The 15329-nt window shown below is 74.1% G+C and carries 13 protein-coding genes and 2 tRNA genes; 5 read left to right on the top strand and 10 right to left on the bottom strand.

Annotated features, from left to right (window positions below):
- Nucleotides 1-218 precede the first annotated feature (218 nt).
- The 3 genes from ACI79V_RS20735 to ACI79V_RS20725 form a co-directional block, all read right to left on the bottom strand.
- A tRNA-Arg gene (locus tag ACI79V_RS20735) sits at nt 219-291 on the bottom strand.
- Nucleotides 292-312: 21 nt separating this feature from the next.
- Nucleotides 313-401, bottom strand: a tRNA-Ser gene (locus ACI79V_RS20730).
- A 95-nt stretch (nt 402-496) separates the two neighbouring features.
- Entirely contained in the window at nt 497-1699 is a 1203-nt protein-coding gene (locus ACI79V_RS20725) for an MFS transporter (RefSeq protein ID WP_456892314.1), read from the bottom strand.
- A 119-nt stretch (nt 1700-1818) separates the two neighbouring features.
- Between ACI79V_RS20725 and ACI79V_RS20720 the strand changes: the two genes are divergently transcribed.
- The 3 genes from ACI79V_RS20720 to ACI79V_RS20710 all read left to right on the top strand — a co-directional run bounded on the left by ACI79V_RS20720 (nt 1819) and on the right by ACI79V_RS20710 (nt 4318).
- Nucleotides 1819-2352 (top strand): CGNR zinc finger domain-containing protein, encoded by a 534-nt coding sequence (locus tag ACI79V_RS20720; protein ID WP_456892312.1) that lies wholly within the window; start codon nt 1819-1821, stop codon nt 2350-2352.
- Nucleotides 2353-2720: 368 nt separating this feature from the next.
- Complete coding sequence (locus tag ACI79V_RS20715) at nt 2721-3269, top strand: DoxX family protein (RefSeq protein WP_456875260.1); 549 nt, start codon at nt 2721-2723, stop codon at nt 3267-3269.
- On the top strand, nt 3266-4318 hold the full coding sequence (locus tag ACI79V_RS20710; protein ID WP_456892316.1) for a PHP domain-containing protein: 1053 nt from the start codon (nt 3266-3268) through the stop codon (nt 4316-4318). Before ACI79V_RS20715 ends, ACI79V_RS20710 begins: the two co-directional genes overlap by 4 nt.
- On the opposite strand, the gene ACI79V_RS20705 is transcribed toward ACI79V_RS20710, so the two are convergent.
- The 6 genes from ACI79V_RS20705 to rfbB form a co-directional block, all read right to left on the bottom strand.
- Nucleotides 4315-5361, bottom strand: a complete 1047-nt coding sequence (locus tag ACI79V_RS20705; protein WP_456892310.1) for an alpha-hydroxy acid oxidase — start codon at nt 5359-5361, stop codon at nt 4315-4317. The two genes, ACI79V_RS20710 and ACI79V_RS20705, sit on opposite strands and share 4 nt — an antisense overlap.
- 9 nt (nt 5362-5370) lie before the next feature.
- The gene (locus tag ACI79V_RS20700; RefSeq protein ID WP_456892308.1) at nt 5371-6225 is read right to left on the bottom strand and encodes a hypothetical protein; all 855 of its coding nucleotides are present in this window, start codon (nt 6223-6225) and stop codon (nt 5371-5373) included.
- A gap of 389 nt (nt 6226-6614) precedes the next feature.
- Nucleotides 6615-6809: a hypothetical protein gene (locus tag ACI79V_RS20695; RefSeq protein WP_456892306.1), complete on the bottom strand. Its 195-nt coding sequence runs from the start codon at nt 6807-6809 to the stop codon at nt 6615-6617.
- A 158-nt stretch (nt 6810-6967) separates the two neighbouring features.
- Nucleotides 6968-8287, bottom strand: a complete 1320-nt coding sequence (locus ACI79V_RS20690; protein WP_456892304.1) for a UDP-glucose dehydrogenase family protein — start codon at nt 8285-8287, stop codon at nt 6968-6970.
- Between the two features lie 210 nt (nt 8288-8497).
- Nucleotides 8498-9343, bottom strand: coding sequence for an SDR family oxidoreductase (locus ACI79V_RS20685; protein WP_456892303.1), 846 nt, complete (start codon nt 9341-9343; stop codon nt 8498-8500).
- Nucleotides 9340-10335, bottom strand: coding sequence for a dTDP-glucose 4,6-dehydratase (gene rfbB, locus ACI79V_RS20680; RefSeq protein WP_456892302.1), 996 nt, complete (start codon nt 10333-10335; stop codon nt 9340-9342). The genes ACI79V_RS20685 and rfbB overlap by 4 nt, the downstream gene beginning before the upstream one ends.
- 349 nt (nt 10336-10684) lie before the next feature.
- On the opposite strand from rfbB, the gene ACI79V_RS20675 reads away from it, so the two are divergent.
- A complete protein-coding gene (locus ACI79V_RS20675; RefSeq protein WP_456892301.1) occupies nt 10685-11653 on the top strand; it encodes an LCP family protein in 969 nt (322 codons plus the stop codon).
- A 333-nt stretch (nt 11654-11986) separates the two neighbouring features.
- Here ACI79V_RS20675 and ACI79V_RS20670 read toward each other — a convergent pair whose 3' ends face one another.
- Nucleotides 11987-13348 carry a sugar transferase gene (locus tag ACI79V_RS20670; RefSeq protein WP_456892300.1) on the bottom strand — a complete coding sequence of 454 codons (1362 nt, stop codon included), beginning with the start codon at nt 13346-13348 and terminating at the stop codon, nt 11987-11989.
- 502 nt (nt 13349-13850) lie between these two features.
- On the opposite strand from ACI79V_RS20670, the gene ACI79V_RS20665 reads away from it, so the two are divergent.
- A complete protein-coding gene (locus ACI79V_RS20665) occupies nt 13851-15326 on the top strand; it encodes a sugar transferase (RefSeq protein WP_456892299.1) in 1476 nt (491 codons plus the stop codon).
- Nucleotides 15327-15329 lie beyond the last annotated feature (3 nt).

The following is a 15329-nucleotide window of genomic DNA, read 5'->3' as shown; positions in this document are numbered from 1 at the left end:
CGGGGGTGGCGGCCCGCGCCGCCGGGCGGGGCGGCCCCGCCCCGGCGCCCCGGCGGCGCGGGGGGCGGGGGGGGGCCCCGCCCCCCCCCCCCCCCCCCCCGCGGCGCCGCAGGGGTGCCGGCCGGTCCGGCAGTCGGATCGGGGAGCGTCGGGTCCGGACACACGACGGCCCCGCTCTCGCGAGGAGAGCGGGGCCGCAGTGCTGTCTCAACCAGACGTGCACCCGAAGGGATTCGAACCCCTAACCTTCTGATCCGTAGTCAGATGCTCTATCCGTTGAGCTACGGGTGCGGAGTGTTCAGTTGTCGTGCGCGGAGGCTCCGGGATTTGAACCCGGGATGGGGATTAACCCAAACCGCATTAGCAGTGCGGCGCCATAGACCGGACTAGGCGAAGCCTCCCGGGGTCCGAGTTCCCCCGGTACCACCGCCGATGAGACTACCAGCGGCCTCGGTGGGGCTCCCAGCCCGGGGGTGGCCCGGGCCGGGAGCACCGGTCAGACCGCGACCCGCTGCCCCACCCGCGCCGGCGCGGGGCGGCCCGGCACCAGGGTCACCAGCACCGCCGTCGCGGCGCCGGCGACGGCCAGCAGCAGGCTGCCGGTCACCCCGGACGGACCGTCGATCAGCGCGCCGCCGAGCGCCGCACCCAGCGCCGACGCGCCGGTGGCCATCGTCGAGAGCCAGGTGAAGGCCTCGGTGGTGGCGTGCGCCGGCGCCAGCGCGCCGACCAGGGAGTTCTGCACGGTCATCGTGGGCGCGATCGCCGTCCCGCCGAGGAAGAGCAGCGCCCCGAGCACCCACGGGCTCGACGCGGCGGCCAGCGGCGCCAGGCCGATGGTGACGCCGAGCAGCAACCACCGGTACTGGCGCGGCAGCGAGGCGCTGACGACGCGGGCGCCGAACCACAGGCCACCGGCCACCGACCCCAGCGACCACAGCGCCAGCAGCAGGCCGGACAGGCCCGGGGACCCGGCGGCGTCGGCGAAGGCGGGGATGGCCACCTCGAGCGCGCCGAAGCCGAGCATCAGCGCCGAGCCGCTGAGCAGCACCCGCGGCATGCCCGGCGTCAGCACGGTGGCGAAGGCGCTGGTGCGCTCCGCGGCCGGCACGGGCACCCAGCCGCGCATCGCCGCCGACGTCGCGATGGCCAGCGCACCGGTGACCGCCAGCGTCCCGGCGACGCCGAGCGCCCACGCGGGGCCGGCCAGCACGGCCAGGGTCGCGACGGCGGTCGGGCCGGCCACGAAGACCAGCTCGGTGGCGGTGGCGTCGAGGGCGAAGGCGGTGGTGCGGACCCGCGGGTCGACCCGCGACCACAGGGCGCGGACGGTGCCGGAGACCAGCGGCGTCCCGGCGCCGGCCGCGGCCGAGGCGGCGAGGACGGCCGGCGTCGGCGCGCCGCCGAGGACCGCGAGCACCAGCAGGGCCAGCAGGAGCGGGTAGGCGGCGCCCTGGGCCAGCAGGACCGGGCGCGGGGTGCGCCGGTCGGCCAGCCGGCCGAGGACGGGGGCCATGGCGGCCATCGCGAGACCGTAGGCAGCCGACGCGAGACCGGCGATCGCGTAGGAGCCCGTCTGCTGCTGCACCATGAGCAGCAGTGCCAGCGGGACCATCGCCGAGGGCAGCCGGCCGGCGAAGCCGGCGAGCAGCAGGACGGGGGCGGACGGCAGGCGCCAGACGGACAGGTACGAACGCACGACGGAACTCGTTTCGGCTTGCGGGGGATGAACGGAACAGTAGGGAGTCAAACGCCGTTGACTCCCTACGCAGTCCCGAGGCTAGCGAACCGGTCAGCGACCGGGCGGTAGGGAGTCATATGAACTACGACACCTACGGGTCGAACGCGGTCGAGCTGGCGATCGACCTCGCCAACGCCGACCGCGACGGCGACCCGGGCTGGGCCGGCACCTTCCTGCGCGCCCACGAGGAGTGGTTCACGCCCGCGACCGGCCTGGACCTCACCGCCGCGGAGACCCGCCGGGCGGCGGCCACCGCCGACCTCGTCCGCGCCGTCGCCGTCGCCGGGTCGCAGGAGACGGTCATCGCCCGCCTCAACGAGCTGCTCGCGCTGGCCCGGCCGCACCCGTACGCCACCGACCACGACGGCGAGCTGCACCTGCACTACGCCCGTCCCGACGCCCCCGCGCTCGAGCAGTTGACGACGACGGTGGCGATGGGCCTGTCGCAGGTGGTCGCCCAGCACGGCTGGCAGCGGCTGGGCGTGTGCTCGGCCGAGGGCTGCGACGACGTCTACGTCGACACCTCCCGCAACGCCAGCCGCCGGTACTGCTCCAACACCTGCGCCAGCCGCTCCTCGGTCGCCGCCTACCGGGCCCGGCGCAGGGTCTAGCGTCCGGCGGGGGACCCTGCTGGCGGCAGCGCGGGCGCTCTCCGTGCACCTGTGGTCGGGTCCGCAGCCGGTGACCTGCGACGGCGAGACGGGCACGGCGTCCGCGTCGTTCGCATCCGGCACGCGTGCGCCGCTGACCGTGTACTGCCACCGCACGTCCCGAGCCGCCGCTCCTGCGGTGCGGTCCGCGCTCCTGCGGTGTCGCAGCACCGCGGGAGTGCGGGCACGAGCGCAAGAGCCGCACCCCTCGGCAGGAGTCCACGCCGCGCGCGGAGGGACGGCGGTCACTAGGTTCCGTCCCGGGGTGTCCCTCCGCGCCGTGCGGGCAAGGGACACGCAGCCAGTCCCGTCGACGGAAGAGGTCCTCCATGTTGGTCCGCCGGATCGCCCGGCCCCTGCTCGCCGCGTCGTTCGTCTACGGCGGCATCGACACCCTGCGCAACCCGCAGACCCGCGTGCCAGGAGCGGCGCCGGTGGTCGACACGATCACGAAGACCGCCGACCAGCAGCTGCCGGTGCAGGTGCCGCGCGACGTCGAGCAGTGGGTACGGATTGACGCCGGCATCAAGGTGGGCGCCGGGTCCCTGCTCGCGCTGGGCAAGCTCCCCCGGCTCAGCGCGCTGGCGCTGGCCGGGAGCATCGTCCCCACCACGCTGGCCGGGCACCGTTTCTGGGAGCACGAGGACCCCGAGGAGCGCTTCGGTCAGCTGTCGAACCTGCTCAAGAACGCGGGCCTGCTCGGCGGACTGCTGATCGCCGCCGTCGACACCGAGGGCCGCCCGTCGGTCGGCTACCGCGCCCGCCGCGCGGCGAAGCGTGCCGCCGACAACACCGAGCGCACGTACGAGAAGGCTGCCCGGCGCGCCGCCAAGGCGCAGCGGAAGGCCGAGAAGAAGGCGAAGAAGGCCACCAGCTGAGCACTCCCCTCCCGCCCGCGGCCGCGCTCCGGAGGATCGCCTTCCTCCTGGAGCGCGCCCGCGAGCCCACGCACCGGGTCGCGGCGTTCCGCACCGCGGCCGCGGTCGTCGACGCGCTGCCGGAGGGCGAGCTCGACCGCCGGATCCGCACCCGGACACTGACCGACCTGCGGGGCATCGGCCCCAAGACCGGCGCCGCGATCGTGCAGGCGCACGCCGGCGAGGTCCCCGAGTACCTGGCCCGGCTCGAGGAGGCCCACGCCGAGCTCGTGCCGCTGGCCGACGACGTCGCCGAGTTCCGCAGCACCCTGCGCGGCGACCTGCACACCCACTCCGACTGGTCCGACGGCGGCAGCCCGATCCGCGAGATGGCCGAGGCGGCGATCGCCCTCGGCCACGAGTACATGGCGCTGACCGACCACTCGCCGCGGCTGACCGTCGCCAACGGGCTCACCGCCGAGCGGCTGGAGCGCCAGCTCGACGTCGTCGCCACGCTCAACGAGGAGCTGCACCCCTTCCGGATCCTCACCGGCATCGAGTGCGACATCCTCCTCGACGGCGGCCTCGACCAGACCGACGAGCTGCTCGGCCGCCTCGACGTCGTGGTCGCCAGCGTCCACTCCGACCTGCGCGCCGAGGCCGCGGCGATGACCGAGCGGATGCTCGCCGCCGTCGCCAACCCGCACACCGACGTCCTCGGCCACTGCACCGGCCGGCTGCTCATCCCGCGGGAGCAGCGGGAGGGACGGCGTCAGCGGCCGCGCCCGGAGAGCGCCTTCGACGCCGAGGCCGTGTTCAGCGCCTGCGTCGAGCACGGCACCGCCGTCGAGATCAACTCCCGGCCCGAGCGTCTCGACCCGCCGCTGCGGCTGCTCTCCCTCGCCGTCGAGCTGGGCTGCGAGTTCGCGATCGACACCGACGCCCACGCCCCCGGCCAGCTCGACTGGCAGGGCAACGGCTGCGAGCGCGCCGTCGAGACCGGCGTCGACGTCGACCGGGTGGTCAACACCTGGACCGCCGACGAGCTGCTCGAGTGGACGGCGTCCTAGCGGCGGACCACCACGGCCGGGTCGAGGTCAGCCGGTGACGTCGCACCGGCCAGCGCCAGCACGTGCCGCAGGTCGGCGGTCAGCTCCTGCAGCAGCGCGGTGACGGCGGGGGCTCCCCCGGCGGCGAGCGCCCACAGCACCGGCCGGCCCACGAGCACCGCGGTGGCGCCCAGCCCGAGGGCGACCAGCGCGTCGGTGCCGCTGCGGATGCCGCCGTCGACCAGCACGGGCACCCGGCCCCCGACCGCCGCGACGACGTCGGCGAGGGCGTGCGCGCTGGGCAGCGCCCGGTCGAGCTGGCGCCCGCCGTGCGCGGAGACGACCACGCCGGCGGCACCGGCCGCCACACAGCGCAGCGCCTCGTCGCCGCGCAGCACGCCCTTGACCACGACCGGCAGGCCGCCGACCTCGGCCAGCCGGGCGACGACGTCCGGCGTGATCGACGGGTCCTGCTCGGCCGACTCGCGCCCGACCGTGCCGGGGACCAGGTGCCGGGCGAGGTTGACGAGGTACTCGTCGTCGGGCACGCCGATCCGCACCCCGCCGACCCGCTGCTTGCGGCCGACGTAGGGGGTGTCGACGGTGAGCACGACGGCGCCGGCGCCGGCCGCGGCGCCCCGCCGGACCAGCGCCTCGGTGAGCCCGCGGTCGCGCATCAGGTAGGCCTGGAACCACCACGGCCCGGTCGCCGCCGCGGCGACGTCCTCGAGCGGGCGCGAGGCCCGGGTGGACACGACGGTCAGGCACCCGGCGTCGCCGGCGCCGCGCACGGTGGCGCACTCGCCGTCGGGGTGCGCGAGCGCGTGGAAGGCCATCGGGGCGACGACGAACGGCGAGGTGAGCCGGGCGCCGAGCACGGTGGTGGCCACGTCGACCCGCGAGACGTCGCGCAGCACGCGCGGGCGCAGCCGGAAGTCGCGCCAGGCGGCCTCGGCCTCCCCGGCGGTGACCTCGTCGCCGGAACCGGCCTCGTAGTACTCCCAGGCGTCGGGCCGCAGCGCGGCGCGCGCCTGCTCCCGGAGGTCGGCGAGCAGCGCGAGCACGCGCGGAGCCTAGGGCCGGCCGCCCTCCTGCACGGTGGGCGTGCGCACGGCCGGCGCCTCGAGCGACAGCGCGTCGTCCTGGCGGCGCAGCCACGCGGCGGACAGCACCAGGCGCGGCGCGACACCCACGAGGACGGCGACGAGCACGGCGACGCCGGCCAGCGCCTCGCCGGACTCCTCCACGAAGGTCGCCATCGCCGTCCACTGGCCCCCGACGAGCCCGGGGACCGCCGACAGGCCGACCGCGGCGACCGCGTAGAGGCCGAGGGTGCTCAGCACCCGGCGCCGGTCACGGCGCTCGGCGCGGCTGAGGAAGGCGAGCACGGCCAGGACGGCGACCGCGCCCAGGGCGCTGATCGCGACCGCCCCGGCGGGCGAGGTCAGCGACGTCAGCTCGGCCATGACCGTCATGTGCACGGTGCTCCCAGCCTTGACCACCGCGATGCCGGCGGCCACCGCGCCGACGGCGAGCCACCAGGTGCGCCGGCCGGGGTTGCGCGCCGCGCCGGCGACGGCGGCGAGCGCGGCCGCGGCGAAGAGCGCGGCGACGTACACCCGCGGCAGGGACCAGGGGGCGTCCATCGACAGCGTCTGCGCGAGGGGACCGGTACTGCCGTCCAGGCGCAGGGCGTACCCGACCGTCTCGAGCGCGACGGCGAGGAAGGCGAGCGCGATCCCGACCGGCGGGAGCGGCACCCGGCGGCGCACGGGGCGGGCGGCGGATGCCCCGGGAGTCAGCGGCCGGGGGACGCCGGTGCCCGGCGACCGCTCGTCGGCCAGCCGGATGCCCCGGCCCAGGACGACGCCGAAGACGACGGCGACGACCACCCACGCGGCGACCCCGCCGACGATCCACGTCCACACGTGCCTGTCATCGGCAGGAACCGGCCCGGACGTGACCGTCCGGTCACACCACCGGGTCAGGCGGGGCGGACGGGACCACCCGGACGGGTGGGGCGACGAGCGGCGCCCGGGTCACCACCCCCGGCGAGGGATCGGACCGCTGCGCCCCCGGGACTCCGTCCGGTCCGCCCACGCTGGGGCCCTTCCTGTTGCGCCCGTCGTGGCGGGCCTCCTGGCCGAGGACGGCGCGGAGGGTGTCTGCGGAGGCGATCACCCGGCCCGGGTCGCCGGCGCTGGGCGTACCGACGGGCTCGGTCCACGCCCGCTCCGTCACCTCGGCGACGCTGGAGCAGCGCAGGTCGGCGTGGCGGAGACTGGCCGCGGCCGCGACCTACTCGGTCATCCGGGGGCTAGGCCCAACTCACCGCGCCCCTCGTCGAGGCCGGCACCGGGCCCGGCGTCGTCGGGGTGCGCCCGTCGTCCGGGGACGCGGTCTCGACCCGGTCCGCCATGCGGATGCTCCTGCCGAGCAACACGCCGAGCCCGACGGCGACGACCGCCCACACGAGCAGCCCACCCACGATCCACAGCCACACGCCGTCCACGGAGGCAGTCCATCGCACGGACGGGACCGCGCCGTCCCAGCGCCGGTGTGACTGGGACGTGCGGAGTCACCGGGACGACCGGGCCGGATGAGGCAGCCCGGCGCACCCCAGGGGTCTCGGACGGCACTCCGGTCGCCCTGCGGCGCGTCCGTGGTGCCTCAGCCGGCGCGGCGGCCCAGCGCGCGGTAGGTCCAGCCCGCGGCGGTCCAGGCCTCGCGGTCGAGGGCGTTGCGGCCGTCGAGAACCCGCTTCTGGCGCACCACCCGGCCGAAGTCGACGGGGTCGAGGTCGCGGTACTGCTTCCACTCGGTGAGCACCAGGACGGCGTCGGCCCGCTCGGCGGCCTCCTCCGGCGTCGCGGCGAAGTCCAGGTGCGGCCACTCGCGGCGGCTGTTGTCGACGGCAGCGGGGTCGGTCACGCACACCACGGCGCCCTGCAGCTGCAACTGCGCGGCGACGTTGAGGGCCGGGGAGTCGCGGATGTCGTCGGAGTCGGGCTTGAACGCCGCCCCCAGGACGGCCACCCGCTTGCCCAGCAGCGAGCCGTCGAGCACCTCGCGGGCCAGCTCGACCATCCGGATCCGACGGCGCATGTTGATGTTGTCGACCTCGCGCAGGAACGTCAGCGCCTGGTCGGCACCCAGCTCACCGGCGCGGGCCATGAACGCGCGGATGTCCTTGGGCAGGCAGCCGCCGCCGAAGCCGAGGCCGGCGTTGAGGAACCGCCGCCCGATCCGCTCGTCGTAGCCGATCGCGTCGGCCAGCTGCTTGACGTCGGCGCCGGTGGCCTCGCACAGCTCGGCCATGGCGTTGATGAAGGAGATCTTGGTGGCGAGGAAGGAGTTGGCGGCGGTCTTGACCATCTCGGCGGTGGCGTAGTCGGTGGTCACCTTGGGCGTCCCGCGCGCCACGATCGGCGCGTAGACCTCGTCGAGCAGCCGTTCGGCGAGGGCGCCGTCGCCGTCGGCGGGCAGCCCGTAGACCAGCCGGTCGGGGTGCAGCGTGTCCCGGACGGCGAACCCCTCCCGGAGGAACTCCGGGTTCCACGCCACCAGGGCGCCGGGCACCTTGCCGCCCACGAGCTCCGCCAGCTGCGCCGCCGTCCCCACCGGGACGGTCGACTTCCCGGCCACCAGCTCACCGGGCTCGAGGACCCCGAGCAGCGACTCCACGGCCGCCTCGACGTAGCGCAGGTCCGCGGCGTACTCGCCGTGCTTCTGCGGGGTCCCGACGCAGACGAAGTGCACCTGCGCACCGGCCGCAACGGCGACGTCGGTGCTGAAGGACAGGCGCCCTGAGGCCAGCGAGTGCTGCAGCAGCTCCTCGAAGCCGGGTTCGTAGAACGGGGACCGGCCGGCGCGCAGCGCGGCGACCTTGCGCTGGTCGACGTCGACCCCGACCACCTCGTGGCCCAACTCCACCATCGACGCCGCGTGGACGGCACCCAGGTACCCACATCCGATGACCGAGATGCGCACCGACGTCTCCCTCCCGCCGAGTCGACACTTAGGCACCGAAGTGCACCACGCCGGCGCGGTGGCCGCGCGCGGAGTCGCTGGCCGGGTGACCCCGTAGGGGCCAGCCGGACGACACCACCCCGGCAGGCGTGGACGCTCGAGCCGCTGGAGGCGTCCTGCCACGGACACGCCGTGCGTGGTGCCCGGCCGGAGTGCCGGGCGGAACACCTCTCAGCGGGGCAGCGAGGGCAGGTACGCGTCGAGGGCGGTTCGCCAGTCGCGCGGCCGGAAGCCGGTGGACTCGAGCCGGGCGAGGTCGAGGACGCTGTTGAGCGGCCGGGGCGCGGCACCGGGCTTGTCGGCGAGGTACTCGGCGGTGCCGACCCGGCGGACGTCGCGGGGATCACGCCCGCGGGCGGCGAAGACGATCTCGGCGACGTCGGCCCAGGAGGCCGGCGCTCCGGCGCAGGTGACGTTGTAGGTGCCGGAGGCCCCGGCCTCGAGGAGGTGGCTGACGGCGGCGGCCAGGTCCTCGGCGAAGGTGAGCCGGCCGACCTGGTCGTCGACGACGGCGGGGCTGACGCCCCGGTCGGCGAGGGCGGCCATGGTGCGCACGAAGTTGCGCCCCTCCCCCACGACCCACGTGGTGCGCACCAGCAGGTGCCGGTCGAGCGCGGTGACGAACCGGTCGCCGTCGGCCTTGCTCCGCCCGTAGACGCTCAACGGGCGGACGGGGGCGTCCTCGGGGATCGGCCCGCGCACCTCGCCGTCGAACACGTACTCGCTGGAGAAGTGCACGAGCGTGGCCCCGCGGTCGCGTGCGACCCGGGCGAGGGCGCCCACGCCGTCGACGTTGACCGCCCGCACCAGGGGCAGCTCGGCGGGGTCCTCCGCCGTGTCGACCTGCGTGTACGCGGCGGCGTTGAGCAACAGGTCGACCCCGGTCCAGTCGTGCGCGGCGACGGCGGCCGGGTCGGCGAGGTCCAGCGCCGTCCGGTCGAGCGCCCGGGCGTCGGGGAACCGGCGGGCCAGCGCGCGGCCGACCTGCCCCCGCGCACCGAGGACGACGGCGGTCACTGCCCGCGTGCGGCGTAGGCCGCCTCGACCCGGTCCTTCAGCGGCCGCCACCAGTCCTCGTTGTCCTGATACCAGGCGATGGTGGCGGCCAGCCCCTCGCGGAAGTCGGTGTAGCGGGGCCGCCAGCCCAGCTCCTCGCGCAGCTTGGTCGCGTCGATGGCGTAGCGCAGGTCGTGCCCGGCGCGGTCGGTGACCGAGTCGAACGCGTCGGCGGGCTGGCCCATCAGCTCGAGGATCGTGGCCAGCACCGTGCGGTTGTCCACCTCGCCGTCGGCACCGATGAGGTAGGTGTGGCCGGTCCGGCCGCGCTCGAGGACGTCGTGCACCGCGGTGTTGTGGTCCTCGACGTGGATCCAGTCGCGCACGTTCTGCCCGGCGCCGTAGAGCCGCGGGCGCCGGCCGTCCAGCACGTTGGTGATCTGCCGCGGGATGAACTTCTCGACGTGCTGGTACGGGCCGTAGTTGTTCGAGCAGTTGGAGATGGTCGCCCGCACGCCGTAGGAGCGCACCCACGCGCGCACCAGGAGGTCCGAGGCGGCCTTCGTCGATGAGTAGGGGCTCGACGGGTTGTACGGCGTCTCCGGGGTGAACCGGTGCGGGTCGTCGAGCTCGAGGTCGCCGTAGACCTCGTCGGTGGAGACGTGGTGGTACCGGACGTCGTGCCGGCGCACGGCCTCCAGCAGCGTGTAGGTGCCGACGACGTTGGTCTGCAGGAACGGCGCCGGGTCGGCCAGCGAGTTGTCGTTGTGGCTCTCCGCGGCGAAGTGGACGACGGCGTCGCTGCCGCGGACCAGGTCGGCGACGAGCGCGGCGTCGGTGACCGACCCGTGCACGAAGGTGATCGCGTCACGCACGCCGGCCAGCGAGGCCTCGTTACCCGCGTAGGTGAGCGCGTCGAGCACCGTGACCTCGTGCTCCGGGTGCTCCCGCACGGTCTGGTGCACGAAGTTCGCTCCGATGAACCCGGCACCGCCGGTCACGAGCAGGCGCACGCGCCCTCCCCCTGTTCCTCCTCGGGCTGCCACGCTGGGCGGCCAGTCCGTCCTCCGGGGCAGTATCCGCGCGGTCCGATCCGCGGTACCGCGTGGGTGATGCCTCAGGAGAGCATCCGCGAGGTCCGACACACTCCGCATCACCACCCCTGCCGTCTCACCCCGGCGAGGCAGGAGGTTGGGCAGGTCCGCGCCCTGCGCCTAGCCTCGTCGGCGACCGATCGTCACGGGGGTCCGGATGAGCGACGAGCCACGAGACAGGTCGACGTTGCTCGTCGACGAACCGGCTACCCCTGCGCGGCCACAGGGCCGGCGGCGCGGTCTGCGCCGGTTCCTCACCGTGCTCGGCGTGCTGCTGGTCGTCCTGGTGGCAGTGGTCGGCGGGGGCCTGTGGTACCTCACCGATCGCTACGCCGGGAACATCGACCGGGTCGGCGACGTGTTCGCCGGCCTCGAGGAGGACGCGCGACCTGCGCCGGCCACGCCCGCCGAGAGCGCCGCCGCCGAGCCGGTCACCTTCCTGCTCGTGGGCACCGACAGCCGCGGCTCCGCGGACGAGGGCATCGCCGAGGGCGGCCGCTCGGACGCGATCATGATCGCGCGGTTCTCGGGCGACCGGCGGCACGCCCAGCTGGTCTCCATCCCGCGCGACTCGTGGGTCGAGATCCCCGGCCACGGGATGGGCAAGATCAACGCGGCCTACGCCTACGGCGGCCCGTCGCTGCTGATCCAGACCGTCGAGCAGGTGACCGGCGTCCGCATCGACCACTACGTGGCCATCGACTTCGAGGGGATCATCCAGGTCACCGACGACCTGGGCGGGGTCGACGTCGTGGTGGCGGAGACCACCAGCAACGGCCCGTACACGTTCCCGGCCGGGGTCAACCACCTCGACGGCGACCAGGCCCGCTGGTACCTCGGTCAGCGCTACGGCCTGGAGGGTGGCGACTTCGACCGGGTGCGCCGCCAGCAGCAGTTCATCGAGGCCGTGTTCAGCCAGCTGTTCAGCTCCGGGACCCTGACCGATCCCGGCCGACTCGATGCCGCGCTGCTCGCGGTGACCCGTGCGGTCGCCGTCGACGACACCCTGGGCAACGCCGACCTGCTCTCACTGGCCTACTCGCTGCGCGACCTGCGCCCGGAGGACGTCGCCTCGTTCACCGCCCCGGTGCTGGGCACCGGCACCGAGGGCTCGGCCAGCGTCGTCTACCTCGACGAGGTCACCGGCGAGCGGATGTGGGGCTACCTGCGCAACGACTCGCTGTCGCAGAACGCCGACGAGTTCGCTCAGCAGGCCCTGCCCGACGTCCCCCGCTGACCAGCCGTGCCAACCGTGCCCTTGGCCCCAGCCGCTGGCACCACAACAGACCGGCCGCCCCGATGTCAGACTGGGGCCGTGAGCAGCCGCCGCGCCCCGGGACGTCGTCACAGGGGACGGCGGTCGTGGGCCTGGCACCTGCACCGCTTCCGGTGGGTGGCTGACGACCCCTTCAGCGGGTCGAGCCTGTACGCGTGCCGTTGCGGTCAGGTGCGCCCGGGGCTCTGAGCGCTCGGCCGGTGGCACTCCGGTGGCGACGAGCGGCGACGGTCGGCGGAGCGGGCGCCCCTTGAGATCGAGGGGCGTCCGCCGGACGGTCCACGACCGCTCTGGTCAGTAGGCACCGGAGCCACGCAGAACGGCTCCGACGGTCTTCCACAGGATCATCGCGTCGAAGGCCAGCGACCAGTTCTCGACGTAGCGCACGTCCATGCGCACCGAGTCGTCCCAGGAGAGGTCCGAGCGGCCGCTGACCTGCCAGAGGCCCGTGAGGCCCGGCTTGACGAGGAACCGGCGGTGCATGTCGTGGCCGTACCTGTCGACCTCATGCCGGAGGGGCGGTCGGGGGCCGACCAGCGACATGTCCCCGCGGAGCACGTTGATCAACTGCGGGAGCTCGTCGATCGAGTAGCGCCGGAGCACACGGCCGACCCGGGTGACGCGAGGGTCGACCTTCTTCTTGAACAGCACGCCGTTGCCGTCGGTCTCAGCAGCGAGGGCGTCGACCATGCGATCCGCGTCGACCACCATGCTCCGGAACTTGAACATCCGGAACGGCTTGCCGTCGCGGCCCACGCGCTCCTGCCGGAAGAAGACCGGACCGCGGCTCGTCGTCGTGATGGTGACCGCCACGCCGACGAGCAGCGGGAGGAGCAGCAGGAGGCCGAGCGCGGCGCTGGTGCGGTCGAACGCCTCCTTGGCCAGCCGACGCACGCCCTTGAGCTCTGGGCGCTCCATGTGCAGCAGCGGCAGGCCGCTGACCGGCCGGATGCGCACTCGCGACCCGACGAGTTCCGTGACCGCCGGCGCCAGCAGCAGCTCCGACGGCGTGTCCTCGAGTTCCCAACCCAGTCGACGCAACGCCGACCCGTCGAGCTCAGGGCAGGGCAGCACGGCGACCGTGTCGACCTCGTACTCACGGACCACCGCGGCCACCTCGTGGAGGCCACCGAGCACCGGGAGCCCGTTGAAGGCGTCGACGAGCGGGTCGTGTCCGGCCGGCAGGCAGCAGCCGATGACCTTCAGCCCGTGCTGGGCCTCGCGGTCGATCTGCTCGTCGAGTGCCGCCACGGCGCTCCGGTGCCCCACCAGCAGGGTCGTCTGCTGGTACCTGCCGCGGCCGCGCTCCCGGCGCAGCCACTGCCGGTGGGCCACGCGCGCGCCGAGCGTCAGGACAGCGGCGAGGGGCAGGGCCACGACGACGAAGCCCCGGGCGACGTCGAGGTCCAGCCCCCAGCACACCGTCGCGACTCCGGCGAGCAGGAGGACCGCAGCGTCGAAGACACGACGGAACTCGTCGGGTCCGACCCAGAGGAACCGCTCCTCGTAAGCCCGGCCGACGAGCATCGCGAGGACCCACACGAACGGCAGCGCGAGCGCGAACCAGACCGAGGCATGCGTGACCTCGTTCTGGTTCGAGCCGAAGCGGATGAGGTAGCCGGCGCCTCCTGCCACCGCAGCCGAGAGAGCGTCCATGACGAGCGTGCGGCGCACGTAGGCGCGACGCCACGCACGTCGGGCGACGGTTCCATCCCCCCGCAGGCGGCTGGCGAACGGAGACCAACCGGCCCCGACCGATCCGGTCGCAGGACGGACGGTTCCGTCACGGACATCGAGCAGGGACATGGCCGACCCCCGTACAGCACTGGCCTTCGCTGACCGACAGACGATAGGCGTCGGCCCGCACCATGGGGAGGGTACCGGTCGGAACCGGCTCCCCACAGCGCCGTGAGACGGAGATCACGAGGCAACCGGCTGGCCACGAACCCCGTGGTCAGACCCACACGGCCCCTCATCGTTCGCCACAGTGAGGTCGTCGTGCCCCGCTGTGACGTCCGGGCACTCGGAGTGGTGTCGCCGGGGGCTCCGTGGCCCAATGACACGGCGCGGACGTGCAGCCTCTGGTGTCCGCCGTCCACGGGGTGAACGGGGAGTGAGCATGTCGGCTACCAGCGTGCACGGCTCGAGACGGACGTCCGTGACGTCGCCGTCCACTGACGGGTGGGACCTCTTCGCCCCCGGCATCCGCGGCGAGGGCACCATCGCCCGACGCGCCTGGCGGCGGAACTACGTCCGACGGACGGTGGCCCTGGATGCTGTGTGCGCCGTACTCGCCGGTCTCGTCGGCTACTGGCTGTGGTTCGAGGTGATCGCCGCACTCGGTCCACGGCCACCCCTGTGGGAGGCGTTGCTCGTCCCGGTCGTGTGGCTGCCGGCGATGTCGGTCGCCCGGACGTACGAGGAACGGTTCCTCTGGATCGGCGTCGAGGAGTACCGCAGGGTCCTCGCCGCGGCCGTGGTCGTGCTCGCGGTCGTCGGGACGGTCTCCTGGGCCCTCCGGCTGGAGGTGGCACGCGGGTTCGTCGTCCTCACCCTCCCTCTGGCCGCCCTCCTGACACTGGCCAGCCGCCTCGTGCACCGGCACTGGCTCCGCCACGAGCGCCAGCGTGGGCAGTACCTGCAGACGACGATCCTGGTCGGTCCGCGTGCCGCCGTCGCGGCGCTCGACGAGCAACTGCAGCGGTCGCCGCACCAGGGATACCGGGTCATCGGCTGCTGCCTGCCGGCCGGGGAGCAGGCGACCGGGGCTGATGCGTTCAACGGCCTGCCCGTCCTCGGCGACGTGGCCGAGGTCGCCGACGTCGTGAACCGGTTCGAGGTCGACACGGTCGCCGTCCTCCCCGGACCCGACCTGCACGGCTCCGTGCTCCGGCGGCTCGGGTGGGAACTGGAGGACACCGACGCCGAGCTCCTGCTGGCCCCCGCGGTCACCGACGTGGTGGGTCCCCGGGTGCACATCCGCCCGGTCGCGGGCCTGCCGTTGCTGCACATGGAGCGCCCCGAGCTCACCGGGGTCCGCCGGTTCACGAAGGAGGTCGTCGACCGCAGCGCGGCCGCCGTGGGACTACTGGTCCTCGCGCCCGTACTGCTGGCGGTCGCCGTGGCGGTGCGCGTCAGCAGCCCAGGACCGGTGTTCTTCCGTCAGGAGCGGGTCGGGCGGTGCGGCGAGACCTTCACGATGCTCAAGTTCCGCAGCATGGTGCAGGACGCACCTCGACTCGTGGAGCTGCTGGCCGCGGCCGACGAGGGCAACGGGGTCCTCTTCAAGATGAGGGACGACCCGCGGGTCACCCGGGTCGGGAGGACGCTGCGTCGCTACTCCATCGACGAACTCCCCCAGCTGATCAACGTGCTCCGCGGGGACATGTCACTGGTGGGTCCCCGTCCGCCGTTGGCCAGGGAGGTCGAGCAGTACGGGACGGACATGCGGCGGCGTTTCCTGGTGAAGCCCGGGCTGACCGGCCTCTGGCAGGTCAGCGGGCGGTCCGACCTCTCCTGGGACGACTCGGTCCGCATCGACGTCCGGTACGTGGAGAACTGGTCCCTGGCCCTCGACCTGATGATCCTGTGGAAGACCGTCGGCGCGGTCGTGCGCGGCTCCGGCGCCTACTGACGG

It is taken from the genome of Geodermatophilus sp. SYSU D00700, assembly GCF_054050255.1.
This window is presented reverse-complemented; position numbering and strand designations above follow the sequence as displayed.

What these genes read in the sequence shown, in the direction of transcription:
- ACI79V_RS20715 (WP_456875260.1), top strand. Translation starts at nt 2,721, where the DNA reads ATGTTGGTCCGCCGGATCGCCCGGCCCCTGCTCGCCGCGTCGTTCGTC.
- ACI79V_RS20720 (WP_456892312.1), top strand. Translation starts at nt 1,819, where the DNA reads ATGAACTACGACACCTACGGGTCGAACGCGGTCGAGCTGGCGATCGAC.
- ACI79V_RS20670 (WP_456892300.1), bottom strand. Translation starts at nt 13,348, where the DNA reads ATGGACGCTCTCTCGGCTGCGGTGGCAGGAGGCGCCGGCTACCTCATC.